The 20,737-nt window shown below is 65.0% G+C and carries 16 protein-coding genes and 1 pseudogene; 11 read left to right on the forward strand and 6 right to left on the reverse strand.

The annotated features are described in order from the left end of the window. Nucleotides 1-14: 14 nt before the first annotated feature. Nucleotides 15-461, reverse strand: a complete 447-nt coding sequence (locus ACCQ15_RS04020; protein WP_008571812.1) for a DciA family protein — start codon at nucleotides 459-461, stop codon at nucleotides 15-17. On the opposite strand from ACCQ15_RS04020, the gene ACCQ15_RS04025 reads away from it, so the two are divergent. From ACCQ15_RS04025 to ACCQ15_RS04035, 3 genes are all read left to right on the forward strand, one after another. Further along, nucleotides 462-1,403 (forward strand): M23 family metallopeptidase, encoded by a 942-nt coding sequence (locus ACCQ15_RS04025; protein ID WP_008571813.1) that lies wholly within the window; start codon nucleotides 462-464, stop codon nucleotides 1,401-1,403. 156 nt (nucleotides 1,404-1,559) lie between these two features. Then, entirely contained in the window at nucleotides 1,560-4,298 is a 2,739-nt protein-coding gene (gene secA / locus ACCQ15_RS04030) for a preprotein translocase subunit SecA (protein WP_011346428.1), read from the forward strand. Between the two features lie 323 nt (nucleotides 4,299-4,621). Next, the gene (locus ACCQ15_RS04035) at nucleotides 4,622-5,569 is read left to right on the forward strand and encodes a Nudix family hydrolase (protein ID WP_277573148.1); all 948 of its coding nucleotides are present in this window, start codon (nucleotides 4,622-4,624) and stop codon (nucleotides 5,567-5,569) included. 111 nt (nucleotides 5,570-5,680) lie between these two features. On the opposite strand, the gene ACCQ15_RS04040 is transcribed toward ACCQ15_RS04035, so the two are convergent. Genes ACCQ15_RS04040 through ACCQ15_RS04050 form a run of 3 tightly spaced genes read right to left on the reverse strand, consistent with a single transcriptional unit; the run spans nucleotide 5,681 to nucleotide 8,605 of the window. Continuing rightward, nucleotides 5,681-6,310 carry a hypothetical protein gene (locus tag ACCQ15_RS04040; protein ID WP_372381238.1) on the reverse strand — a complete coding sequence of 210 codons (630 nt, stop codon included), beginning with the start codon at nucleotides 6,308-6,310 and terminating at the stop codon, nucleotides 5,681-5,683. A gap of 45 nt (nucleotides 6,311-6,355) precedes the next feature. Beyond that, nucleotides 6,356-7,183 carry a methylenetetrahydrofolate reductase [NAD(P)H] gene (gene metF / locus ACCQ15_RS04045; RefSeq protein ID WP_218506738.1) on the reverse strand — a complete coding sequence of 276 codons (828 nt, stop codon included), beginning with the start codon at nucleotides 7,181-7,183 and terminating at the stop codon, nucleotides 6,356-6,358. A gap of 39 nt (nucleotides 7,184-7,222) precedes the next feature. Continuing rightward, nucleotides 7,223-8,605 carry a glycoside hydrolase family 2 TIM barrel-domain containing protein gene (locus tag ACCQ15_RS04050; RefSeq protein WP_372381239.1) on the reverse strand — a complete coding sequence of 461 codons (1,383 nt, stop codon included), beginning with the start codon at nucleotides 8,603-8,605 and terminating at the stop codon, nucleotides 7,223-7,225. A 411-nt stretch (nucleotides 8,606-9,016) separates the two neighbouring features. Between ACCQ15_RS04050 and ACCQ15_RS04055 the strand changes: the two genes are divergently transcribed. Together ACCQ15_RS04055 and ACCQ15_RS04060 are read left to right on the forward strand one after the other, a co-directional pair. Further along, a complete protein-coding gene (locus ACCQ15_RS04055; RefSeq protein ID WP_014089399.1) occupies nucleotides 9,017-9,994 on the forward strand; it encodes an NAD(P)H-quinone oxidoreductase in 978 nt (325 codons plus the stop codon). A 239-nt stretch (nucleotides 9,995-10,233) separates the two neighbouring features. Beyond that, nucleotides 10,234-11,990 (forward strand): annotated as a pseudogene (locus tag ACCQ15_RS04060) (S53 family peptidase). 79 nt (nucleotides 11,991-12,069) lie between these two features. Here the strand turns inward: ACCQ15_RS04060 and ACCQ15_RS04065 are convergent. Continuing rightward, complete coding sequence (locus ACCQ15_RS04065) at nucleotides 12,070-12,474, reverse strand: VOC family protein (protein WP_372381240.1); 405 nt, start codon at nucleotides 12,472-12,474, stop codon at nucleotides 12,070-12,072. 374 nt (nucleotides 12,475-12,848) lie between these two features. Between ACCQ15_RS04065 and ACCQ15_RS04070 the strand changes: the two genes are divergently transcribed. Then, nucleotides 12,849-13,784, forward strand: coding sequence for a Gfo/Idh/MocA family protein (locus ACCQ15_RS04070; protein WP_372172253.1), 936 nt, complete (start codon nucleotides 12,849-12,851; stop codon nucleotides 13,782-13,784). Between the two features lie 402 nt (nucleotides 13,785-14,186). On the opposite strand, the gene ACCQ15_RS04075 is transcribed toward ACCQ15_RS04070, so the two are convergent. Further along, complete coding sequence (locus ACCQ15_RS04075; RefSeq protein ID WP_046932400.1) at nucleotides 14,187-15,614, reverse strand: alpha-amylase family protein; 1,428 nt, start codon at nucleotides 15,612-15,614, stop codon at nucleotides 14,187-14,189. Nucleotides 15,615-16,273: 659 nt separating this feature from the next. Here ACCQ15_RS04075 and ACCQ15_RS04080 point away from each other — a divergent pair. The 5 genes from ACCQ15_RS04080 (at nucleotide 16,274) to ACCQ15_RS04100 (ending at nucleotide 20,686) form a co-directional block, all read left to right on the forward strand. Continuing rightward, nucleotides 16,274-16,819, forward strand: coding sequence for a DUF2058 domain-containing protein (locus ACCQ15_RS04080; protein ID WP_039417995.1), 546 nt, complete (start codon nucleotides 16,274-16,276; stop codon nucleotides 16,817-16,819). A 233-nt stretch (nucleotides 16,820-17,052) separates the two neighbouring features. Then, the gene (locus ACCQ15_RS04085; RefSeq protein WP_372157085.1) at nucleotides 17,053-17,610 is read left to right on the forward strand and encodes a DUF3228 family protein; all 558 of its coding nucleotides are present in this window, start codon (nucleotides 17,053-17,055) and stop codon (nucleotides 17,608-17,610) included. Between the two features lie 150 nt (nucleotides 17,611-17,760). Next, nucleotides 17,761-18,447, forward strand: coding sequence for a sulfotransferase family protein (locus ACCQ15_RS04090; protein WP_005910850.1), 687 nt, complete (start codon nucleotides 17,761-17,763; stop codon nucleotides 18,445-18,447). A gap of 492 nt (nucleotides 18,448-18,939) precedes the next feature. After that, nucleotides 18,940-19,872: a sulfotransferase domain-containing protein gene (locus ACCQ15_RS04095; RefSeq protein WP_372381241.1), complete on the forward strand. Its 933-nt coding sequence runs from the start codon at nucleotides 18,940-18,942 to the stop codon at nucleotides 19,870-19,872. 31 nt (nucleotides 19,873-19,903) lie between these two features. Next, on the forward strand, nucleotides 19,904-20,686 hold the full coding sequence (locus tag ACCQ15_RS04100) for a class I SAM-dependent methyltransferase (protein WP_372381242.1): 783 nt from the start codon (nucleotides 19,904-19,906) through the stop codon (nucleotides 20,684-20,686). Nucleotides 20,687-20,737: the final 51 nt, after the last annotated feature.

The following is a 20,737-nucleotide window of genomic DNA, read 5'->3' on the forward strand; positions in this document are numbered from 1 at the left end:
TGGGCGGCATGGCTTCACCGTTTGGTCGGTAACACGTCCTGCAGAGAAGCCAACGCGTCGCGCAAGCCTTTGTGCGTCGCCTCGGAAACAGGTTTGGGACGGTCGCGGTTCTGCTGCGTTGGGGAATGCAGCGGCACGGTTGCGGTCTTGACGGTCACCGCGGTGGCCTTCAGTCCGACGGATCGGGCGGCATCCAGGATTTGGGTTTCGGCAAGCCGCACCTTGGCATGCCAGACCGGCGAATCCACCAGAAAAACGAGCTGTTCGCCTCGGACATTGGCCAACCGGCAACGGGTCGCCAGATGAGGTGGTAACAGGGGGCGCAACTGCCGGTCCAGCGCATCGAGCCACAAGGCTCGGCGCAAGGGGTCGCCAGCCTTTTCCCCCAGCGCGGCCTCGATGGCCGGTTGTGGAGTGGAAGGGTTGCGTGCGTTGGACTTGGGCTTGGACATGACACTCATATGGCGTTGAAAAAAGTTGTAATCAAATCGCGGCAGACCCGGGCGCAGCGTGTGGCCCGACAGTTCCAGGACTTTGCAGCGGATCGACCGATGGTGGTGCTTGGCGCGGTATTGGGCCTGGGCATGTTGATCGGCGTCGGTGCCAGCACCGCCACCGGCATGGTGACCAATTCGGCGCTGCAGGCCAAGGTTGCGCAGCAGCAGGCCGAGCTGGCCCAGGCGCAGCGCGCCTCGCAGGCGCAGGTCAATGCACTGGCCGCCCGGCTGGGCGAGCTGCAGGCGCAAGCCACCCGCCTCAACGCGTTGGGCGAGCGCCTGACCGAAATGGGCAAGTTGAAGGACGGCGAGTTCGACTTCGACGAGCCGGTCGGCGTCGGTGGCGGCGATGAGCCGGTCAGCGACATGCCGGTGAAAGACCTCAAGGAGACGCTCGGGCAAGTGGAGCAGCAGTTCTCCGCCTCCGGCCAGCAATTGAACGTGCTGGCCTCGCTGATGTTCGATCATCAGCTGGAGCAGAATTCGGTGCCCTCGCGGATGCCGATCCGCAACACCTACATCACCTCCGGTTTCGGCGGCCGCGCCGATCCGTTCGACGGTGGTTCGGCCTTCCACAAGGGCGTGGACTTCCATGCCAACGTGGGCGACCCGGTGCTGTCGGTGGCCGATGGCGTGGTCAGCTACGCCGGCGTACGCGGCGGTTACGGCAACGTGGTCGAAGTGGATCACGGCAATGGCTATGTGACCCGCTACGCGCACAACTCGCGCCTGGTGGTGAAGGTGGGCGATCTGGTGCGCGCCGGCCAGCAGGTCGCGCGTGCCGGTTCCAGCGGCCGCTCCACCGGTGCACACGTGCATTTCGAGGTCTGGGCGGATGGGCGCGTGGTCAATCCGCGCAAATTCCTGGGCGAAGCCACGCCGGTGGGACGTCAGCGGCGCGGTTGACGGGGGCGCGGGCCGCGCTTGATTCGTGAAGGCCCGCCCCAAGCTACAATAGGGTGTTGCCATCGACAGGGCGCAGTGCGCCCTGTTTCGTTTACGGCGGTCGGGTCTGTGGGGACCGGCGTCGGTCAAACCGTTCCTTTCCAACCGGTTTCTTCAATGATCAACAGTCTGCTTACCCGTGTCTTTGGCAGTCGTAACGAACGCCAGCTGCGCCAGCTCAACCGCCTCGTCACCCAGATCAATGCGCTGGAGCCGACGATCGAGAAGCTCTCCGACGCCGAGCTGCAAGCCAAGACTCCGGAGTTCAAGCAGCGGCTTGCCGCCGGCGAGTCCCTGGACAAGATTCTTCCCGAAGCCTTCGCGGTATGCCGCGAGGCCAGCCGACGCGTGCTGGGCATGCGCCATTACGACGTGCAGCTGATCGGCGGCATGGTGTTGCACCTGGGCAAGATCGCCGAGATGCGCACCGGCGAAGGCAAGACCCTGGTGGCCACGCTGCCGGTGTACCTCAATGCGCTGCAGGGCGAGGGCGTGCACGTGGTCACGGTCAACGACTACCTGGCGCGCCGCGACGCCGCGCAGATGGGCAAGCTGTACAACTGGCTGGGCCTGAGCGTGGGCGTGGTGTACCCGGGCATGCCGCATAGCGACAAGCGCGAGGCCTACGGCGCCGACATCACCTACGGCACCAACAACGAATTCGGCTTCGATTACCTGCGCGACAACATGGCGCTGTCGCGCGCAGACCGTTACCAGCGCAACCTGCATTACGCGATCGTCGACGAAGTCGACTCGATCCTGATCGACGAAGCGCGCACCCCGCTGATCATCTCAGGCCCGGCCGACGAATCGCCGGAGCTGTACATCCGCGTCAATCGCATCGTGCCGCAGCTGACCAGGCAGGAAAGCGAAGAAGGCGAAGGCGATTTCTGGATCGACGAAAAGGGCAAGCAGGTGCATCTGTCCGAGGCGGGCATGGGCCACGCCGAAGAGTTGCTGTTGCAGGCCGGCATCCTGGAAAACGCCGAAGACGGGCTGTATGCCGCGCAGAACCTGAGCGTTGTGCATCACCTCAACGCGGCGCTGCGCGCGCATGCCATCTATCAGCGCGATGTGGATTACATCGTGCGCGATGGCGAAGTGGTGATCGTGGACGAATTCACCGGCCGCACGCTGTCCGGGCGTCGCTGGTCGGATGGCCTGCACCAGGCGGTCGAAGCGAAGGAAGGCGTGCCGGTCCAGCGCGAGAACCAGACCCTGGCCAGCATCACCTTCCAGAACCTGTTCCGCATGTACAAGAAGCTGTCCGGCATGACCGGTACGGCCGATACCGAAGCCTACGAATTCCAGAGCATCTACGGCCTGGAAGTGGTGGTGATTCCGACCAACCGCCCGACCGTGCGCAAGGACCATCCGGACCAGGTGTTCCTCAACCGCAAGGGCAAGTTCAACGCGGTGCTGGCCGACATCGAAGATTGCGCCAAGCGCGGCCAGCCGGTGCTGGTGGGAACCACCTCGATCGAGACCTCGGAGATGCTGTCCGAGCACCTGCGCAAGGCCGGGGTCAAGCACGAAGTGCTCAACGCCAAGCAGCACGAGCGCGAAGCGACCATCGTGGCCAACGCCGGCCAGCCGGGCGCGGTGACCATCGCCACCAATATGGCCGGTCGCGGTACCGATATCGTGCTGGGCGGCTCGTTGGAATCGGAGTATCACGCCCTCGGCGAAGACGCCAGCGAAGATGCGCGCTTCAAGATCAAGACCGAATGGCAGCGTCGTCATGACGCGGTCAAGGCGGCAGGCGGCCTGCATATCATCGGTACCGAACGCCACGAATCGCGGCGTATCGACAACCAGCTGCGTGGCCGTGCCGGTCGTCAGGGCGACCCGGGTTCGTCGCGCTTCTATCTGTCGCTGGAAGACAACCTGATGCGCATCTTCGCCTCGGACTGGGTCCAGAAGGCGATGCGCATGATGGGCATGAAGGAAGACGACGTCATCGAAGACCGCCTGGTCAGCCGGCAGATCGAAAAGGCGCAACGCAAGGTGGAAGCGCACAACTTCGACATCCGCAAGAACCTGCTGGATTTCGACGACGTCAACAACGATCAGCGCAAGGTGATCTACGCCCAGCGCGATGAATTGCTGGACGCCGAGTCGGTCAAGGACAACGTCGACGGGATTCGCGGCGATGTGATCTACGACCTGGTCGCACGCTTCGTGCCGCCCAATTCGGTCGACGAACAGTGGGATCTGAAGGGCCTGGAAGCCACGCTGGAGTCGGAGCTGGGCATGACCTTGTCGCTGACGGACATGGTGCGTGCGCAGGAAGAAATCGACGCCGAGCAGATCGCCGCCAAGGTGCAGACAGCGGTGGATGCGCACTTCGCCGAGAAGGAAGCTGCCATCGGCGCGGACACCATGCGCGCGCTGGAAAAGCACGTGATGCTGACCGTGCTCGACCAGGGCTGGAAGGAGCATCTGGCCAAGATGGATTACCTGCGCCAGGGCATCTACCTGCGCGGTTACGCGCAGAAGCAGCCCAAGCAGGAATACAAGAAGGAAGCCTTCGAGCTGTTCTCCGAGATGCTGGAGAACGTCAAGCGCGAGGTGATCAATCTGCTGGCGCGCGTGCGCATTCGCAGCGAAGAAGAAGTGGCCGAACTGGAAGAGCAGGAACGTCTCCAGGCGCAGGCGCGCTTGATGGCCTCGCAATTCCAGCACCAGGATGTGGGTGGCTACGGCGCCGAGGAGGAAGTGGAGCAGATGCAGGGCGGCAACGCGCCTGTGCCGGTGTCGCAGGTCACCCGCGACGAACCCAAGGTGGGCCGCAACGACCCATGCCCGTGCGGCAGCGGCAAGAAGTACAAGCACTGCCACGGTCAACTCAGCTGAGGCTGAGTTGACCGTGGAGCAGCCCGCTTTGCGGGCTGCTCACCCGCTATCCGCGTTGCCGATAGCGGGCTCACGGCGCTGATTCCAATCCCCTGCGCCTTCGGCGCGCCCCCCTTACCAAGGGGGGCTTTGCTTTCGGAATTATCGCGATGCTTTGCGGGCTACGAGGTTAAGCGGTAAGTGCGGCGTTGATCTGTTGCTCCGAGGCGGAGATTTGGGATTGGGGATTGGCAATGCCTGCGCAACGCCTGCGTTAGCAAATCCCGAATCTCCGATCCCGGCCTCATTGCGCTGTACCGCTCACTCGCGGCACTCTTGCCGCCATGCCTGATTCTCTTCGATCCATTCACGTCGTTGCCGGCGTGATCACCGACCCCCGCGGGCGCATCTTGCTGACCCGCCGCACCGAAACGCGCGACATGCCTGGCCTGTGGGAATTTCCGGGCGGCAAGCGCGAGCCTGGCGAGACCTCCGAACAAGCGTTGGTGCGCGAGCTCAACGAAGAGCTCGGCATCGAGGCGCAGGTGGGCGATTGGGTGATGGAAGTGCCGCAGCTCTATCCGGACAAGCGGCTGCGCCTGGAAGTACGTCATATCACGAGCTGGAAAGGCAGCCCGCGCGGCCGCGAAGGCCAGGCCATGACCTGGGTGGCGGCAGACAAGCTGGCCCGCTATTCGATGCCGCCGGCCGACGTGCCGGTGGTGGGCGCGCTACGGCAGCCCGACCGTTACCTGATCACGCCCGAGCCGGAGGAAGAGGCGCGCTGGCTGGAGGGCCTGGAGCTCGCATTGCACAACGGGATCACCCGGATCCAGCTGCGTGCGCGGCAGCTTGCGCCGGCGCGTTGGCAGGCGTTGTTGCAGCAGGTGATGCGCCTGCGTGGTCGCGCGCGTGCGCAACTGTTGCTCAATCGCGATATCGCGCTGGCTGCGGATCTGGGTATTGGCGTGCACCTGGGATCGGAGCAGCTGGCCGGTCTGCAGGAACGCCCGCTGCCTGCAGACCGACTCGTGGCTGCGTCGTGCCATGGCTTGGACGACCTGCGCCACGCCCAACGGATCGGCTGCGACTTTGCGGTGCTGGGCCCGGTGCAGGCGACCGCGTCGCATCCGGGCGCCACACCGATCGGCTGGGACGGTTTCGAGACCTTGCGCGAACAGGTCTGGCTGCCGATCTACGCGCTCGGCGGCATGCAGGGCGAAGATGTGCGTCAGGCGCGCTCGCATGGTGCGCAGGGTATCGCGGCGATCCGCGCGCTCTGGCCGCAATGAGCGCACCGCAGCGTCTGACGGCCGAACCGCCAGCGCAATGCCTTCGATCCCTGTTGCGGCGTGCAGCGGTCCTGCGGTGATCCCGCGCCGCCGGATGCCACGCATACGCTGCTAGAACGTCACCCAGAAGCAGTTGTATTGCCTGCGTAGCCGCAGCACGCTGCGCGCCGGCGTGCCGCTGGCGAGGTTCTGTTCCAGCCGCAGTCCCCAGGGGCGCGGGCGGCTGGGCGGGGTAGGCAGTGGCGCGTCGATGGCGCTGCCATCCAGCGACAATGTGGGCGCGGTGGTGTCGGCGTCCCAGGTGGGGGTGTCGCTTTGCGGATACATCGGCACGATATCCAGCAACGGGCGCTGCACGATGGCTTCCAGCCGGCTCAGCACCTGATTGGCGGCGGCATCGGATTGACCGCTCCACAGGTACAGGCTGGACAGGCGGTTGACGTCGCGGCTGTCCACCGCCAATTGCAGCAACGACACCAGTTCGCTCAGCCGCCGCGGGCAGCCGTAGCGATACAGGCCGGTATCGCCCTGCGGGCGGATGGCAGGCGGTGCGCGGCTGGCCGCGCCGACGTCTTCGCAGCGCCGGTCGGTGAACAGGGTTTGCCCGTCCGGCGCGACGCAGCGATGGATTTCCTGCGCCTGCACGCGCGCGGCGGGACAGGCGCAGAGCAAGAACAGCAGGGGCAGAAGGCGATGCATCGGCGCAGCGTAGCCGGGTAAGCGTGAGCTGGCGACATGCATGCGCGCGGGTGTGCGAGGGCGACGACTGGAATGCGAAGCAGGTGCTCAGCGTCCGAGCAGCTGCAACACCTGCGTGGTCGGCTTGGCCAGATTGAGGGTGTAGAAATGCAATGCCGGCGCGCCACCTGCGATCAGGCGCTGGCACAAGGCCGCCACGACCTCTGCGCCGAAGGCGCGCACTGCGTCGGCGTCGTCGCCGTAGGACTGCATCTTCTTGCCGATCCAGCGTGGGATCTCTGCGCCGCATTGCTCGGAAAACCGCCGCAGCTGCGAGAAATTGGAGATCGGCATGATGCCGGGAATGATCGGTATCTCCATGCCCATCCGCTGCACTGCGTCGCGGAAATGAAAGTAGGCATCGGCGTTGTAGAAATACTGGGTAATGGCCGCATCGGCGCCGGCATCGACCTTGGCCTTGAAATAGCGCAGGTCGCTGAGCGCGTCGGCCGCCTGCGGATGGGTTTCCGGATAGGCGCCGACTTCGATCCGGAACGCGGCGCCGTGCTCGGCGCGGATGAAGGCGATCAGGTCCGAGGCGTAACGCAGGTCCCCGGGATGGCCCATGCCCGACGGCAGGTCGCCACGCAGCGCAACGATGCGGGTGCAACCGATGGCGCGATACAGCTTGAGCAGCTCGCGGATTTCCTGCCGGCTGCCGCCGACGCAGGACAGGTGCGGCGCCGCTTCGAAGCCATGCTTCTGCTTGAGGTGGCGTACCGTTTCGGAGGTGTAGCTGAGCGTGGAGCCGCCGGCGCCGAAGGTGCACGACACGTACTCCGGCGCGTAGCCTTTCAACCTGGCTGCAGTGCGGTCCAGTTGCGCGCGCTGATCATCGGTCTTGGGCGGGTAGAACTCGAAACTGAGATGCGTCATCGCGGCGGTTCCGGCGGATCGTCTGGCGATAATATCGCTTCATCGCGATGAATGCATATCAGATTGCGACGGTTCCGATGCGCACTGTCGCAGGGCCGGTGAGGGCGGCAGCACGCGGAATGGCAGGTTGGCATAGCCGGCGCGGCCGGCGTTATCGCGCACTTCCACAAACAAGCGGTAATTGCCCGGCTGGGGTGCGACCAAACGCACCTCCTCGCCCGTAGCGCGTGCGCCGTTGCGACCACCGGGCACGCGGTTCGGCGCAATGGCGGCATCGACCAGCGGTGGCAACGTCTCGGGGTCGCCCCCGATGCTGCGCGCGGTGCTTTCGCTGCGCACGTGCCAGTCGTAGCGCAGTACGGATGCGCCGCTGGCACGAATGCGTGCGGTCACGGCCTGGCCTGGGCGAAGGCTCACGCTGTCGGCGGCGCGTTGGCCAGCCAGCGTGAGCGCCGCTACCGTGGGCGCCCGGGTGGCTGGCCATTGGCCGGTCCACAGCAATTGCAATGTGTCCACGCTGGGCGTGGCCTCGCCCGAAGACAGGAACAGGCCATACCAGGTGGGCGTGCGCTCCTGCTTGTCGCCCCACAGGAACACGAACGAGCCCAGCCCCTGGCGGGTGTCGCTGGCGATGTCGCTGCGGTAGCGCTGTTCCAGCAATAGCGCCTTGCGCGTGCTGTCGTCTTCGATCGGTGCGCCCCACGAGGTGGTCGGCGATTCCCAGTGCCCGGTGGGGCCCCATTCGGTGACCACGTAAGGGCCGCGCCAACCGCTCTCGTGCAGCTTTTGCGGGAGCGCTGCGATATCGCCGTAGAGCTGCACGGCGATCAGGTCCAGTGCCGGCGCGCGCGTCTTGAGTTGGTCGATGAGTTGCTTGTCGAAACCGGCCAGCGTGGTGGTGACCGGATGATCCGGGTCGATGGCATGGATCGCCTCGGCGATCTCGCCGACCGCATTCCAGACCTTGGGATTGGTGTAATCCAGATTGAGCTCGTTACCGACCACCCACATCAGCACCGCCGGATGCGCCGCCGATTGCCGTACCTGCGCAAGGATGCGTTGCAGTTGCTGTTTCACTGCCGTTGCATCGTCGTAATCGAAGCCATGCCGCTGGTTGCCGACCTCGATGCCGACCGCCACTTTCAGGCCGTTGCCTTGTGCGCGATCGAGCAGGGCGCGCTGGCGTTGCGGGTCCGGATCCACGCGCCAGGTGCGCAACGCGTTGCCGCCGCGTGCGGCCAGCGTTTCCATGCTGCCATTGCCCAGGCCGGCACCCTTGATCACGAAGGGAGCGCCATCCACCAACAGGCGGTAGCCGTCTGCTTCCTGCGCAATGCGCACCTGCGCCGCGCTGACCTGCGTGCTCGCGACCAGTGCGAACACGCAGACGGCGATGACACGCGCATTGCATGACAGTTGCATGGCGACTCCTGGTGGTCAGCAAGGCACCAGCATAGGCCGGGATACCGTGATGCGGGCGGCCGCGCAGCATCTGCCTGGTTGGGGTTGCTTGCGGTCAATCGCATCCGGTTCTGGGGCTGGGTTGTTGCAATCGCGCGCCGCTTGCCTGTTTGAAGTTGCGGCGCATTCGGTGAGCGCAAGCGTTTCGTTGCATTGGGCTGCAATGCGACATGCAGGAAGAGGTTGGCGAAGACCGCTTGTCCATGCGCATGGTGTCCTTCGAACATTACGCAGCACCGCGGCGTTGTCGAAGACCCACCATCGCTGGCTTGCCGCTGCCGTGGCAATACCTGCTGGAAACCGTGGGTGCATCTGCGCCGGGCGTTGACGCCTGCACGCCTACACTGGGCGCACTTTCCATGGAGCGCTTTCATGAGCGATACCACGATGACCGCCATCGCCATCCGCGATGGCAAGGGCGACGCCGACGCGCTGTACGCCACCGAACAACCGCGCCCGCGTCCGGCACCGGGGCAGGTGCTGATCCGCGTGCATGCCGCCGGCATCAATCGCCCGGATCTGCTGCAACGCGCCGGGCACTACCCGCCGCCACCTGGCGCGCCGGAAACGCTGGGGCTGGAAATCGCCGGCGAAATCGTCGAGCCGGCTGGTCGCTGGAAGGTGGGCGAGCGCGTGTGCGCGCTGCTGGGTGGCGGTGGCTACGCGCAATACGCCGCCGTCGATGCGCGTCACGTACTGCCCATTCCCGCCGGCATGGATCTGGTGCACGCCGCCGCGTTACCGGAAACCATCTTCACTGCCTATGCCAATCTGTTCGAACACGGCCGGCTCGCGGCAGGCCAATGGCTGCTGTTGCATGGTGCGACCTCGGGCATCGGCGTCACGGCGATCCAGATGGCCAAGGCGGCGGGCGCGCACGTGCTGGCCACCGCGCGCTCGGCCAGCAAGGCGGCACAGGCGCGCGAGTTGGGCGCCGATGTGGCGATCGATTCGACCACTGCGTCGTTTGTCGAGGTGGCCAAGGCGCACGGCGGCGTGGATGTTGCGCTCGACATGGTGGGCGCTGCGGTCTTCGCCGACACCCTGGAAGCGCTCAACCCGCGCGGACGCATCGTCTACATCGCCTCGCAGGCCGGCGCCACCATCGAGGTGCCGATTCCGGTGCTGATGCGCAAGCAGGCGGTCATCACCGGCTCGACGCTACGCCCGCGCAATGCAGACGAAAAAGCCCGGCTGGCGGCGGAAGTGGAGCGCGTGGTGTGGCCATGGATCGAGCAGGGCAAGCTGCGCGTACTGCTCGACAAGTGCTTCCCGCTGAGCGAAGCGGCTGCGGCGCATCGTTACCTGGAGCAGGGCAGTCACCTGGGCAAGGTGGTGCTGGAGATGTAGCACGTAGCCACTGGCCTCAACCAGCTCGGCGCCAGCGGCTGCAGGCGCCGTGCGCCCGGCGATCGACAAGCGCCGGCCGCGCCACCGCGCAATCGCACAGCTACCTCGGCACGAGGTTCGCGTGGCAGTTCGCGGCCGCATCGTTTTACGCACACAGAGTTCGCACTGTTGCGCCTGAAACCACTGCCGCCTCGTGAGAATCCGCAGCCTGTTAACTCACGATCAATGGCGGCACACGAATGATGACGCGCTCTTTCTCTCAGGCCGTCCTGGCTTGCGCCGTCGCGCTGGGTATGACCGGTGTCGCGCAGGCAGCCGAACAGGCACCTGCGCAACTCGCCGTCGGTGGCGCGCTGGCGCCGCAACGCATCCTGCAGGTGGGATTGGTGCTCAAGCCGCAGGTGACCATGCGTCAGCAACAAGCGGCGGTGGAGCAGTGGTTGACCCGCGATGGCGGCGATCCGGTGTTGCGCGGCCAACTGGCACGCGCATCGGCTGCTTCCACCCGCGATATCGCACAGGTCAAGGCCTATCTGAGCCGGTATGGCATCACCGATGTACGCCCGGCCATCGATGGCCGCCTGCTGCAGGTTCGCGCGACAGCGGCGGCATTGCAGGCTGCCCTTGGCACCCCGCTGCGTGCAGTGAGTGCCGATGGCCGCCTCGGCGTTGCCGCTGCGCAGGGCACGGTCGCAGTGCCGGCCGGCTTGCAGGCGGTGGTGCAAGGTGTGGTTGGCCTGGACGGCACGGCCGGCGCCAGGGTCACCCCGCACTGGGCGCCGCTGGGCGCCGCGCGCACATCGTTGTTGAACAGCAGCGCCGTGACGGCCGCCAACAGCGGCGGCGCAGAAGTCGTGCGCCACAGCATCGAAGAGCTCAATAGCGCGTACGGCGCCGATACGCTGGCACCGGCCAGCGATATCGTCGGTGCGGTCATTGCCGCCGGCAATCTGGAAAATACCCTCGCGCGGCTGCAGAGCTCCAGGACCTGCACGGCCTGCACACCCCGGTCACGGTGGTGACGGTGGGCGACCCTAGCGCGCCGGGTTACCAGTCCGATGCCGCCAGCAAGGATTCGGAAGTCGAGTGGGACATGGATACCCAGTTGCTGGTCGGCAGCGCCGGCGGGTTGAAGCGCCTGATCATCTACAACATCCCGGACTTTTCCTGGAAGAGCATGATCGATGGCATGGCGCGCGCGGCCGACGACAATCTGGCCCGCGTGGTCAGCATGTCGATCTATGGGCAGGAAATCCAGGTCAACGACGCGGTCTTCCAGGCCATGGACGCAAGCCTGACCAAGGCGGTGCGTCAGGGGCAGAACTTCCTGATCTGCAGCGGCGACGACGGCGTCTACCTGCCGCTGAGCGCACGCGCCAACGCGCCTTATTACGACACGCTGGCGGGGCGCCCGGACCTGCGCCAGGTCGGTTGGCCGGCCTCGCACCGCTACGCGATTGCGGTGGGCGCCACCGAGTTGCTGACCCAGGGCGGCAACCCCGGCAGCTACGCCTCCGAGCGCGTCTGGAATGCCGGTGTCGGCCGCCACCTCAGCCAGGGCGGCCTCAGCAAGATTGCCTATGCGCCGCAGTGGCAGCGCACCCTGCTGCCGGGGCAGACGGCCTCCGGCTACCGCGCTGTGCCCGACGTCAGCTTCAATGGCTCGTTCTACAGCAGTGCGCAGATCCGCGGCACCGATGCGCAAGGGAACGAGGCTGCCTGGTATGTGTGGGGGACCAGTGCCGCCACCCCGACCTTCGCCGGCTATATCGCCCGGCTGTTGCAGTCGCATCCCACTCTGGGCTTCGTTGCGCCGCAGATCTATCAGTACGCGAGCCAGCGTCACGATGCGCAGCGCGCCCATGACGTGGTGGTCGGCAGCAATGGCCTGTATCGCGATGGATACAACGCGAGCTACGGTTGGGACTTCGCGTCGGGCTGGGGCAGCATGAACATCGGCGACTTCGACCGCTTCCTGACGCAGGCAGCGCCATGACCTTCACTGCGCATGGCGAGCTCGCTGTCGCTGCGCCTTAATCCACCGATATTCCAACGTTGCGTAGCGGCGGTGCTGGTTACCGTGGCGGCGTACAGTCGACCACCCCTTCGATGTGGTGGCCGTCCGGGTCGATGACGAACGCGGCGTAATAGTCATCGCCATAAGCCGGTCGCAAGCCGGGTGCGCCATTGCAGTGACCGCCGTGCCGTAGCGCGGCTCGGTGAAACGCGTCCACGGTGGACGCGTCGGTAGCGGCAAATGCCAGATGGAATCCGACCCCCGGGGCACATTGCGTTGCCTGGCGTTGTTTCAACGCCAGGCAATCCTCGCCACCGGGCCTGCCATCGCCGACCGCCTGGTCGAGCGTGCCTGGCTCCAGATCGGACCACACCCGCACATAGCCAAGCGCACCCAGCGTTGCGTCGAAAAATTCGGCGGATATCCCGATCGTACGAACGCCCAGCGAAACGTGCTGCAACATCGGTGCAGCCTTCGATGGCGACGGCACATCGGCGTGCCGGCAGCGATGCTGATCTGCACGCGCGCCGGCGTCAATCGCATGCTGCAAAAGAGGCTAGTGGCGTGTGGTCGAGTACCGCCAATTCCAACCGCCACGCCGGCAACATCTGCAGCCGTCGCGCATTGCCTTCGTGGCGCAACTGAGCAGGCCGGATAGGCAGCGGCTGGCATACAGGTATAGCAAAACAAGCAGGAGCGATGTCTCGCAGTGGGCTGCACGCTGACCGTACACTGCGCTGTCGCGTGCGTTCTCCGCATCGCGCCGCTGCAGCATTGGCCAGGCAGTGTGCGTGCAGGCGTTCGCATCGGGCCACCCCTACCAGCACGAAGGTTTCGATGAAGCATCCAGACGCATTGCGTATCGCCCTTGTCGGGATCGGCAAGATCGCCCGCGACCAGCACGTGCCGACCATCGCCGCGCGCGACGATGTGCAGCTGGTGGCCACCGTGAGCCGGCATGGCACGGTCGACGGTGTGCCTGCCTATCACACCCTGGAAGACGCATTTGCCGCCCAGCCGCAGATCGAAGCGGTGGCCTTGTGCACGCCACCGGTCGGACGGCACGCATTGGCGCAGGCCGCGTTGATGGCCGGCCGCCATGTGTTTCTGGAGAAGCCGCCGGCCGCCACGCTCGCCGAAATTCATGACCTGCAGGACGTGGCGCAGCGTGCGCAACGTAGCCTGTTCACCAGCTGGCATTCGCGTTGCGCAGCCGGTGTCGAGCCTGCCCGTGCATGGTTGGCCGACAAGCAACTCGTGCGCGCGCACATCACCTGGAAGGAAGACATTCGCCACTGGCATCCAGGCCAGGACTGGATTCTGGAACCTGGCGGCATGGGGGTGTTCGACCCCGGCATCAATGCGCTCTCCATCGCGACCCATCTGCTGCCGCGCAGCTTGGCGCTGCGCGACGCCGAGCTGCATACCCCGGAAAACCGCCAGGCGCCGCTGTATGCCAGGCTCGCATTCGTCGACACCGCAGGACTCCCGGTAACGGCCGAATTCGATTTCCTGCAGACCGGCCACCAGCGCTGGGACATCGAAGTGGAAACCACCGCGGGCCTGCTCATGCTCAGCGAAGGCGGGGCCAAGTTGAGCATCGATGGGCAACTTAAGGCGCTGCCAGCGTCCAGCGAATACGACGGCTTGTACGGGCGCTTCGTGCAGCTGGTACGCGCGGGCCAATCGGAAGTGGATATTGCACCGTTCGTACACGTGGCAGATGCGTTCATGCTCGGCGCACGCCAGGTCACCGCAGCGTTCGCCTGGTAAGTCGTTCTGCCGCTCGCCAACGGTGAACACCGCTGGTCAATGCCAGCGGTCCTGCGGCCGACTGCGATCGATGGAAGCGGGGTTCGGGGCACACAATCGTGCGCCGCTGCCAGCGTCGTCCGCCCACCGCGGTGCGCGGTGCGCAGGAAACGGGCCGACTGCAAGGCGTGTTGGCGGTCCATCGATGCGAGTGGGCGTGTACTGCACCCCGCGGCATCCTGGTGCAGTCGATCGGCGCCAGCACGTAGAGGCAACGAAGCCCCCATACGCCGGTTTGCGTCGGGGGCTTCGCCTTGATCGCACTGCGGCGTGGCGTGCAACGTCGCACGCCGACGCGCCAGTCACCATTTCAAACGATGGGAGCACTGCAAGGTAGTGCCACCGCCATGCTGTGGTGGCTGCTCAGCGGCGCCACATGCGCGCCCCGCGCGCCGGCAGGGTAAAAGTGTACGAGCTGCTGGAAATGCGCACCACGTTGCCCGAGCCCAACGCGTCCACGTAGTCGGCATTCCAGTACAACACGCTGTTGTTCATTCCCACCGTGGTGGTGACCGGGTTGCCGCACTTGTTGATGCCCACGATGCCCAGGCTGCCGCGACGGAACAGGATATGGCAGGAGCTGGACGACAAGACCTGCATGTCGGTGCCCTGCACGCCGTTATGGAAGCCGATCATGCGGCGCAGGTCGTCGCGGAGATAGGCGTTGACCCAGCGGTTGTCGCCGCTTTCGTTGTTGTCGGTATAGATCATCGGCATGCCGCCGTTGCGACCGATCAGGTATGCGTAGGCCAGCGTCTCATCCACCGGGTCGAGAATTGCGTAGCGGAAGCCGGCGTTGTTGGGAATGTCGTGGGTCACTGCAAAGGTCACGGCGCGATTGCCCGGCAATGCCTGTCCGGACGCGGCGGGGTCCACCAGCTGCTGCATGCTGGCGCCGATGGCGAACGCATTGCGCACCGCATTGAACAACGGAAAGTCGTAGGCTGCATGCGGCGTGGATTGCAGATACGGCGCCAGGAACTGGTCGTAATCGCCATTGCCAGTACCGCCGCCGGTAATCACTTCACCGAAGACATACACACCCGAGCGGATGCCGGCATCGAAGACGCGGTTGAGATGGTCGAAGGTCATGTGCTTGGCCGCATCCACCCGGAAGCCGGTCACGCCAATGCTCTTGAGCGCCTGCAGATAGGCGCGCTGTTGCTGCACCACCCAGTCGTTGCCCACGAGATCCGGCAGGCCTGGATCGCTGCCGCCGCCGCAAATGCGGTAATTACGCACCTGGTAGGCGTCGTTGTAGTTGCTGATGCATTGCGCCGGGCCGAAATCGCTGGCGCTGAGGAAGTTTGACTGCAGCGTGCCGAACAGACGCAGCGAATCGTAACGGCCGGGGTTTGCAGCGTACTGCGACAGCACCGCGCTGCCCGGGTAATTGAGATCCGAACGCGTGGCCGCTTCGTTGGCCATGTGGTTGAACACGATGTCGGCATAGGTTTCCACGCCGTTGTTGGCCAGCGCCTGGACCATCTTCTTGAATGCAGCGGTGTCGCCGAGCGGGTTGTCGATCAGGCGGATGTCCTGGGGTTGATAGCGCGCCCACCAGGCACTTCCTTCGGAGCGGTACGCGGGGGCGACCAGCACCTTGCGATAGCCGGCATCGGCAATCTGCTTGGCGCGCGCTTCGACGGTGGCATACGGCCAGTTGAAGGCATGCAGGATGACATCGGCCTGCGCGTTGGCGGTGGTCAGCAGCAGGACCAACGCGGTCAGTAAGAGACGTGCACCGCGTTGTATCAGGGAAGGTGGGGCATGAGCAGGCGTGTTGCGCATCGGATCGATCTCCAGTGGTAAGCGCAGGCCGACGCGCAGTGCGCGATGCCCGCATCAAGGCTTCCGGCCCCTGTTCCGGAAAGCGCGCGCACGGCGTGCAGCGCGCGGTGATGCTAAGCGCGCATCGCGGCGCAGCATGGGGGTTGTGCATACGTATTCACTGCAGCGGGCCAGCAATCTGGGCGCGGGGTTGGGCGCCAACGGCGCGATTGGTCGCAAAAATCAGGGAACCACGTGGCCGTTGCAATCTCGCCTGCACTTGCCTTGTCACATCAAGGCTTGGCGATAGGCAATGCTCATCGTTAGCATGCGGCGCGTGCAACGTGGCCGGCGCAATCTCGCTAGACCGTCGCGGGTGACACAGATCAGCTGCTTCGCTGTTCGCCGCCGGCAGTGTGCACGTCATCGTTGCACGCTGCGCTGCCCTCGTGCGGCAAGGCCTGAGGTGCCGATTCGCGGCTTGTACGCTGCATCCGCATCGCGCCGAGCAGCGATCGCCCGCCGCAGCGGCGATAAGCCCGAACCTGCGGCTGGCTGCGCCTGGCAGCGGCATGGCTGCAATCTGGATTGCAGGCGATCCCAACGGCTCGGCCCGGCCACGACGATGGGCCGGTGCTGGCCGCGTTAAACTAGTCGCCAGTCCACTGCCCGGCCTCCCGATGCGCAATCCATTGCAAGAACAGCTGCTCAAGGCCGGCCTGGTGAAAAAAGCCCAGGTGGACAAGGTTGCGCGCGAGCAGGTCAAACAGCGCCATGCCAAGGGCGCGGCGGTGCAGCCGGCGGCGACGGACAAGGTCGATGCGGCGCGCCTGCAGGCCGAGCGTGCCGAGCGCGATCGTGCGCTGGCCCAAGAGCGCAACGTGCAGGTGCGCCAGCAGGAAGTGCTCGCGCAGGTGCGGCAGATCGTGGAGACCAACAAGGTCAAGCGCGAAGGCGAGATCGACTACCGCTTCAACGACGGCAGCGTGATCCGCAGCGTGCTGGTCAACACGACGCTGCGCAGCCAGTTGGCCAGCGGCGCGCTGGTGATCGTGCGGTACGGTGATGGTTTCGAGCTGATTCCGCGTGCGGCCGCCGACAAGGTTTACAGCCGCGATGCCGATGCGGTGGTGCTGGACCACGGACGCAACAGCGCGCCGGCTGCGGCCGACAGCGATGACGAGTACTACAGCCAGTTCAAGGTGCCGGACGATTTGATCTGGTAGCGCCGGCGAACGGCCGCGTTGGGTGATTGCGGACGGTTCCCGCTCCGCCGCAGGCGCGCCATCGCTGCATGCTGCGTACCTGCATGCTGTCGGTGCATGTTCGGTGACTGTCGGGAACCAGGCCAGGCACTCGGGCCAGTCCGATCGCCGCGCGGTCGGCTGATGCTGATCAACGTAGTCGTGCGAACGCCTGCGCGCTACCCTGGCGCTCTTTGTCGCCGCATACCCCACTCATGTCGATCGTCCTGACCCAGTTCGCCCGCACCCGCTTGTTTCCGCGCGATGGGCGTCGCAATGCCATCCAGGACTGCACGCCGGAGCAGTTCATCCAGCGGCTCAACGACGAGGCGCCGCTACGCGTGATCGAGGGCTATGCGCCGTTTTGCCAATTGCATGTGCACCGCAACTGGACCTCGACCCGCTGCATCACCATTCCCATTACCGAAGACAACCGGCACCTGCTGCGTTCCGGCTACGAGGCACGCAGCACGCAGGAATTGGCCGTGCTGGTGCGCTGGTTCGAAGGTGTCGAGCCACCGGTGGCCGCCTATCTGCTGCCCATCCTCTACAGCCGTGAGCAGTTGGCCAAGGAAGGCACGCCCATCGAGGCAGACTGGGGTGTGGTGGGTTGTCTGTACACCGCAGAGCCGGACGAGATTCCGATGGCACCGATCACCATGTTGCGCAATGCGCTGGGCGTGGAAGAGGGCGGCTCGGGCACGCCGCTGGACCGCGAGGCATATCGGCGTAGCGTGGCGTTCTGGGAGCGCAATGCCAATTGGCGCGGGTGAGCGCGTCGTTGCGATCCGCGTTCTTGTCCGCCACTTAAATCGCGCATGGCGCGTGTAGTTGCCACATCCATCCTGACTGCCAATGCCGGGACGTACGCCACGGCTGCGTGCTAGGTTGCCGCCCTGCGTGTAACGGATCGGAGAATCGCCATGTCGTTAGAAGTGCTTGGTGCTGGCCTAGGCCGAACCGGGACGCTGTCGCTGAAGTTCGCGCTGGAACATTTGGGATTTGGACCGTGTTATCACGCCACGGAGGTCGCCGCGAACATGCGTACGGCACTGCCGCTGTGGAATGCCGCCGAGCGCGGTGCCGCAGACTGGTCGACCATCTTCGCCGGCTACCGTTCGAGCACCGACCATCCTGGTTGCTATTACTGGCGGCAATTGATTGAGGTATATCCGCAGGCCAAGGTCGTCCTGACGGTGCGCGATCCCGACAGCTGGTTCGAGTCGGTGACCCAGACCATCCTGATGCCGGGCAGAAAGAGCACCTTCGTCGGCCCCGAAGGCGAAACATTCAGTACGTTCTTGAAGCAGCAGATGGGCGGGCGCAGTCAGGACCGCGCCTTCATGGTCGACTACTTCAATCGCTGGAATCAGGCGGTGATCGATACGGTGCCAGCCGAACGGCTGCTGGTATTTTCGGCTCGGCAAGGCTGGGCGCCACTATGCAGCTTCCTCGGCGTACCGCTGCCGCACAAGCCTTACCCACACTTGCACGCACGGCCGCGGCTGCGTTGGTTTACGCGCGGCTTGCGTCTGCCGGACGACGTTGCCGCACGCGAGCGACACGTGCGCGAATATCTGGAGTACCTGCGCGAAGATCTGTTCGGATAAACGCACATTGCGTGGCTTATTCTGCGACACATGCCCGATAATTTGATTTTAAAAATAAAGTACCAACCATAATGTTGATTGGCCATATGACTATTGCTAGCCTGAATAAGGCGAATGTCAGAGTTCGCCATTTCTGAAACTTCCAGAAGAGGTGCGCGTGATGAAAACTGCCAAAGCCATGCTGTCACTCGTGTTTTCGAAGATTCTAAAAATGTTTGGTCCGCGCAAGGTGGCGTATATCTACACGCAGTGACTGCAATGCCCGGGCAGGCTTTGCCGGATGGCCCGCATGCACGCGCATCGTCGGCGACGGCGATGCGCGCTGCCGCAGGTTACCGATGTGCTGCAAGTGCAGTGTGCGGATGTGCGGCAGACGTTATGCCGTCTTGCCGGGACTTGGAGCCAGGCGCGGATGCGGATCATGCGGTTGCGAAGTGTTCACTCGTGCATATCCGATGAGCCCGATGCGATGACAACCGACAGGACGCCGATGTGGGCATGCCCTCCAAGCAGCGCGAATATCCCAATCGCTTTTTCGACTCGACAGTCTGGAACGACTTCGCCTTTCGCGACGACGATGTCGTCATCGCCAGCTATGCCAAGGCAGGGACGACCTGGGTGCAGCAGATCGTCGCGCAACTGATCTTCGGCGGCGCCGAGGAGATCGAGGTCTCGCGGCTGTCGCCCTGGTTCGACTCGGTGTATCCGGACAAGGCCACCAAGCAGCGGCTGCTCGCCGAGCAACGCCATCGCCGCTTCGTGAAAACCCATCTGCCCGCCGATGCGCTGGTGCTATCCGAACGCGCCCGCTATCTCTACGTCGGCCGCGATGCGCGCGACATCGTCTGGAGCCTGTACGACCATCAGCGAGCAGTCAGCGCGGATGCACAGGCGCGTCTGGATGCGGAGCCCTCCAGCAACGGTAAATTGAAGGTCATGCCGCCGCCCACGTGCTCGGTGGAGGACTATTTCCAGAACTGGATGCGCGCCGATGGTGCGCCGCTGTGGCCGTTCTGGGAGGGCGTGCGTTCCTGGTGGGCGCTGCGCGATTACGACAACGTGCTGCTGGTGCATTACGCCGCGTTGCTGCATGACCTGCCTGCGCAAGTGCGGCGCATTGCCGCATTCCTGGATATCCCGCTGGATGCCCAGTGCTGCGAGCGCGTGCTGGCGCACTGCAGTCTGGACTACATGCGCGCGCACGCGGCGCGCTACGTTCCACAGGGCGCCGGTTTCTGGCGCGACGGCGGCCGAGCCTTCTTCAATCAAGGTCTCAATGGGCGGTGGCGTGACCGACTGGCACCGGCAGTCGATGCGGCCTATCGCCAGCGTGTTGTCGCCGAGCTTGGCACCGAGTGCGCGCATTGGCTCTCCACCGGCGATGTTGCGTCGGCGGCGCATGCGACGACCGGGATGGTTGCTTAGGGTGGCCAGCGACTCTTTCGCGGAGAGGGGCATGGATGCATCGTCGGCGCACGCCTACGATCAGGTGTCGCAATACTACGATCGCCTGAGGGACCACTGGGCCGCTGCCAGTGCAGCGCAGTGTGCGCAGGCATTGGCGGCACTGGTCGGCAGTGGCACGGCGCTGGAGTTGGGGATCGGCACCGGCCGTATCGCGCTGCCGCTGGCGGCTGGCGGCGCGGCGGTCTGCGGCATCGACAACTCGCCTGGCATGTTGGACATGCTGCGTGCCAAGCCCGGTGCAGAGCGACTGACCCTGGTCTGCGCCGATTTTGTCGATGTCCCGGTCGCCGGGCCGTTCGACCTGATCTATTCGGTGTATTCGCTCGGCTATCTGTTGACGCAGGACGACCAATTGCGTTGCCTGCGCGCGGTGCGCGAGCGCCTGGCAACGTCCGGCGTGTTCGTCCTGCAGACGATGGTGCCGCAGGCGGAGACCTTGCTGGCGGACGGCAAAGTGAGGTCGTTGGAGGCGCCGGCCCTGGACGAGGGCGAGGTGCCGGTGATGCTGATGTGCTCCAGCGCCGATCCGGCCCGGCAGCTGATCCAGCAGCGCATCGTGATGATCGGGGAGTCGGCGACCCGCGTCTTCAACGATCGCTATCGCTACCTCTGGCCTTCCGAGCTGGATCTGATGGCACGGATCGCCGGCTTGCGCTTGCGGGCCAGATGGGGCGATTGGAGCGGGCAGCCCTACACTGCGTGCAGCCGTAGCCAGATCTCCGTGTATGAGCCTGCTGCGATGGATACGGACGAGGCGAGCGCACGCGGCTGACAGTGCCATCGGCGAAGATCGGTCAATAGCGGCTGCAGCAAATGTCGGCGT

Source organism: Xanthomonas sp. NCPPB 1754 (assembly GCF_041475725.2).
Lineage (GTDB): Bacteria > Pseudomonadota > Gammaproteobacteria > Xanthomonadales > Xanthomonadaceae > Xanthomonas > Xanthomonas euvesicatoria.

Coding starts and splice junctions, on each gene's coding strand:
- ACCQ15_RS04040 (WP_372381238.1), bottom strand. CDS start 6,310: ATGCATGTCGCCAGCTCACGCTTACCCGGCTACGCTGCGCCGATGCAT.
- secA (WP_011346428.1), top strand. CDS start 1,560: ATGATCAACAGTCTGCTTACCCGTGTCTTTGGCAGTCGTAACGAACGC.
- metF (WP_218506738.1), bottom strand. CDS start 7,183: ATGACGCATCTCAGTTTCGAGTTCTACCCGCCCAAGACCGATGATCAG.
- ACCQ15_RS04075 (WP_046932400.1), bottom strand. CDS start 15,614: ATGCGCAACACGCCTGCTCATGCCCCACCTTCCCTGATACAACGCGGT.
- ACCQ15_RS04065 (WP_372381240.1), bottom strand. CDS start 12,474: ATGTTGCAGCACGTTTCGCTGGGCGTTCGTACGATCGGGATATCCGCC.
- ACCQ15_RS04035 (WP_277573148.1), top strand. CDS start 4,622: ATGCCTGATTCTCTTCGATCCATTCACGTCGTTGCCGGCGTGATCACC.
- ACCQ15_RS04050 (WP_372381239.1), bottom strand. CDS start 8,605: ATGCAACTGTCATGCAATGCGCGTGTCATCGCCGTCTGCGTGTTCGCA.
- ACCQ15_RS04085 (WP_372157085.1), top strand. CDS start 17,053: ATGTCGATCGTCCTGACCCAGTTCGCCCGCACCCGCTTGTTTCCGCGC.
- ACCQ15_RS04080 (WP_039417995.1), top strand. CDS start 16,274: ATGCGCAATCCATTGCAAGAACAGCTGCTCAAGGCCGGCCTGGTGAAA.
- ACCQ15_RS04025 (WP_008571813.1), top strand. CDS start 462: ATGGCGTTGAAAAAAGTTGTAATCAAATCGCGGCAGACCCGGGCGCAG.
- ACCQ15_RS04100 (WP_372381242.1), top strand. CDS start 19,904: ATGGATGCATCGTCGGCGCACGCCTACGATCAGGTGTCGCAATACTAC.
- ACCQ15_RS04070 (WP_372172253.1), top strand. CDS start 12,849: ATGAAGCATCCAGACGCATTGCGTATCGCCCTTGTCGGGATCGGCAAG.
- ACCQ15_RS04055 (WP_014089399.1), top strand. CDS start 9,017: ATGAGCGATACCACGATGACCGCCATCGCCATCCGCGATGGCAAGGGC.
- ACCQ15_RS04090 (WP_005910850.1), top strand. CDS start 17,761: ATGTCGTTAGAAGTGCTTGGTGCTGGCCTAGGCCGAACCGGGACGCTG.
- ACCQ15_RS04020 (WP_008571812.1), bottom strand. CDS start 461: ATGAGTGTCATGTCCAAGCCCAAGTCCAACGCACGCAACCCTTCCACT.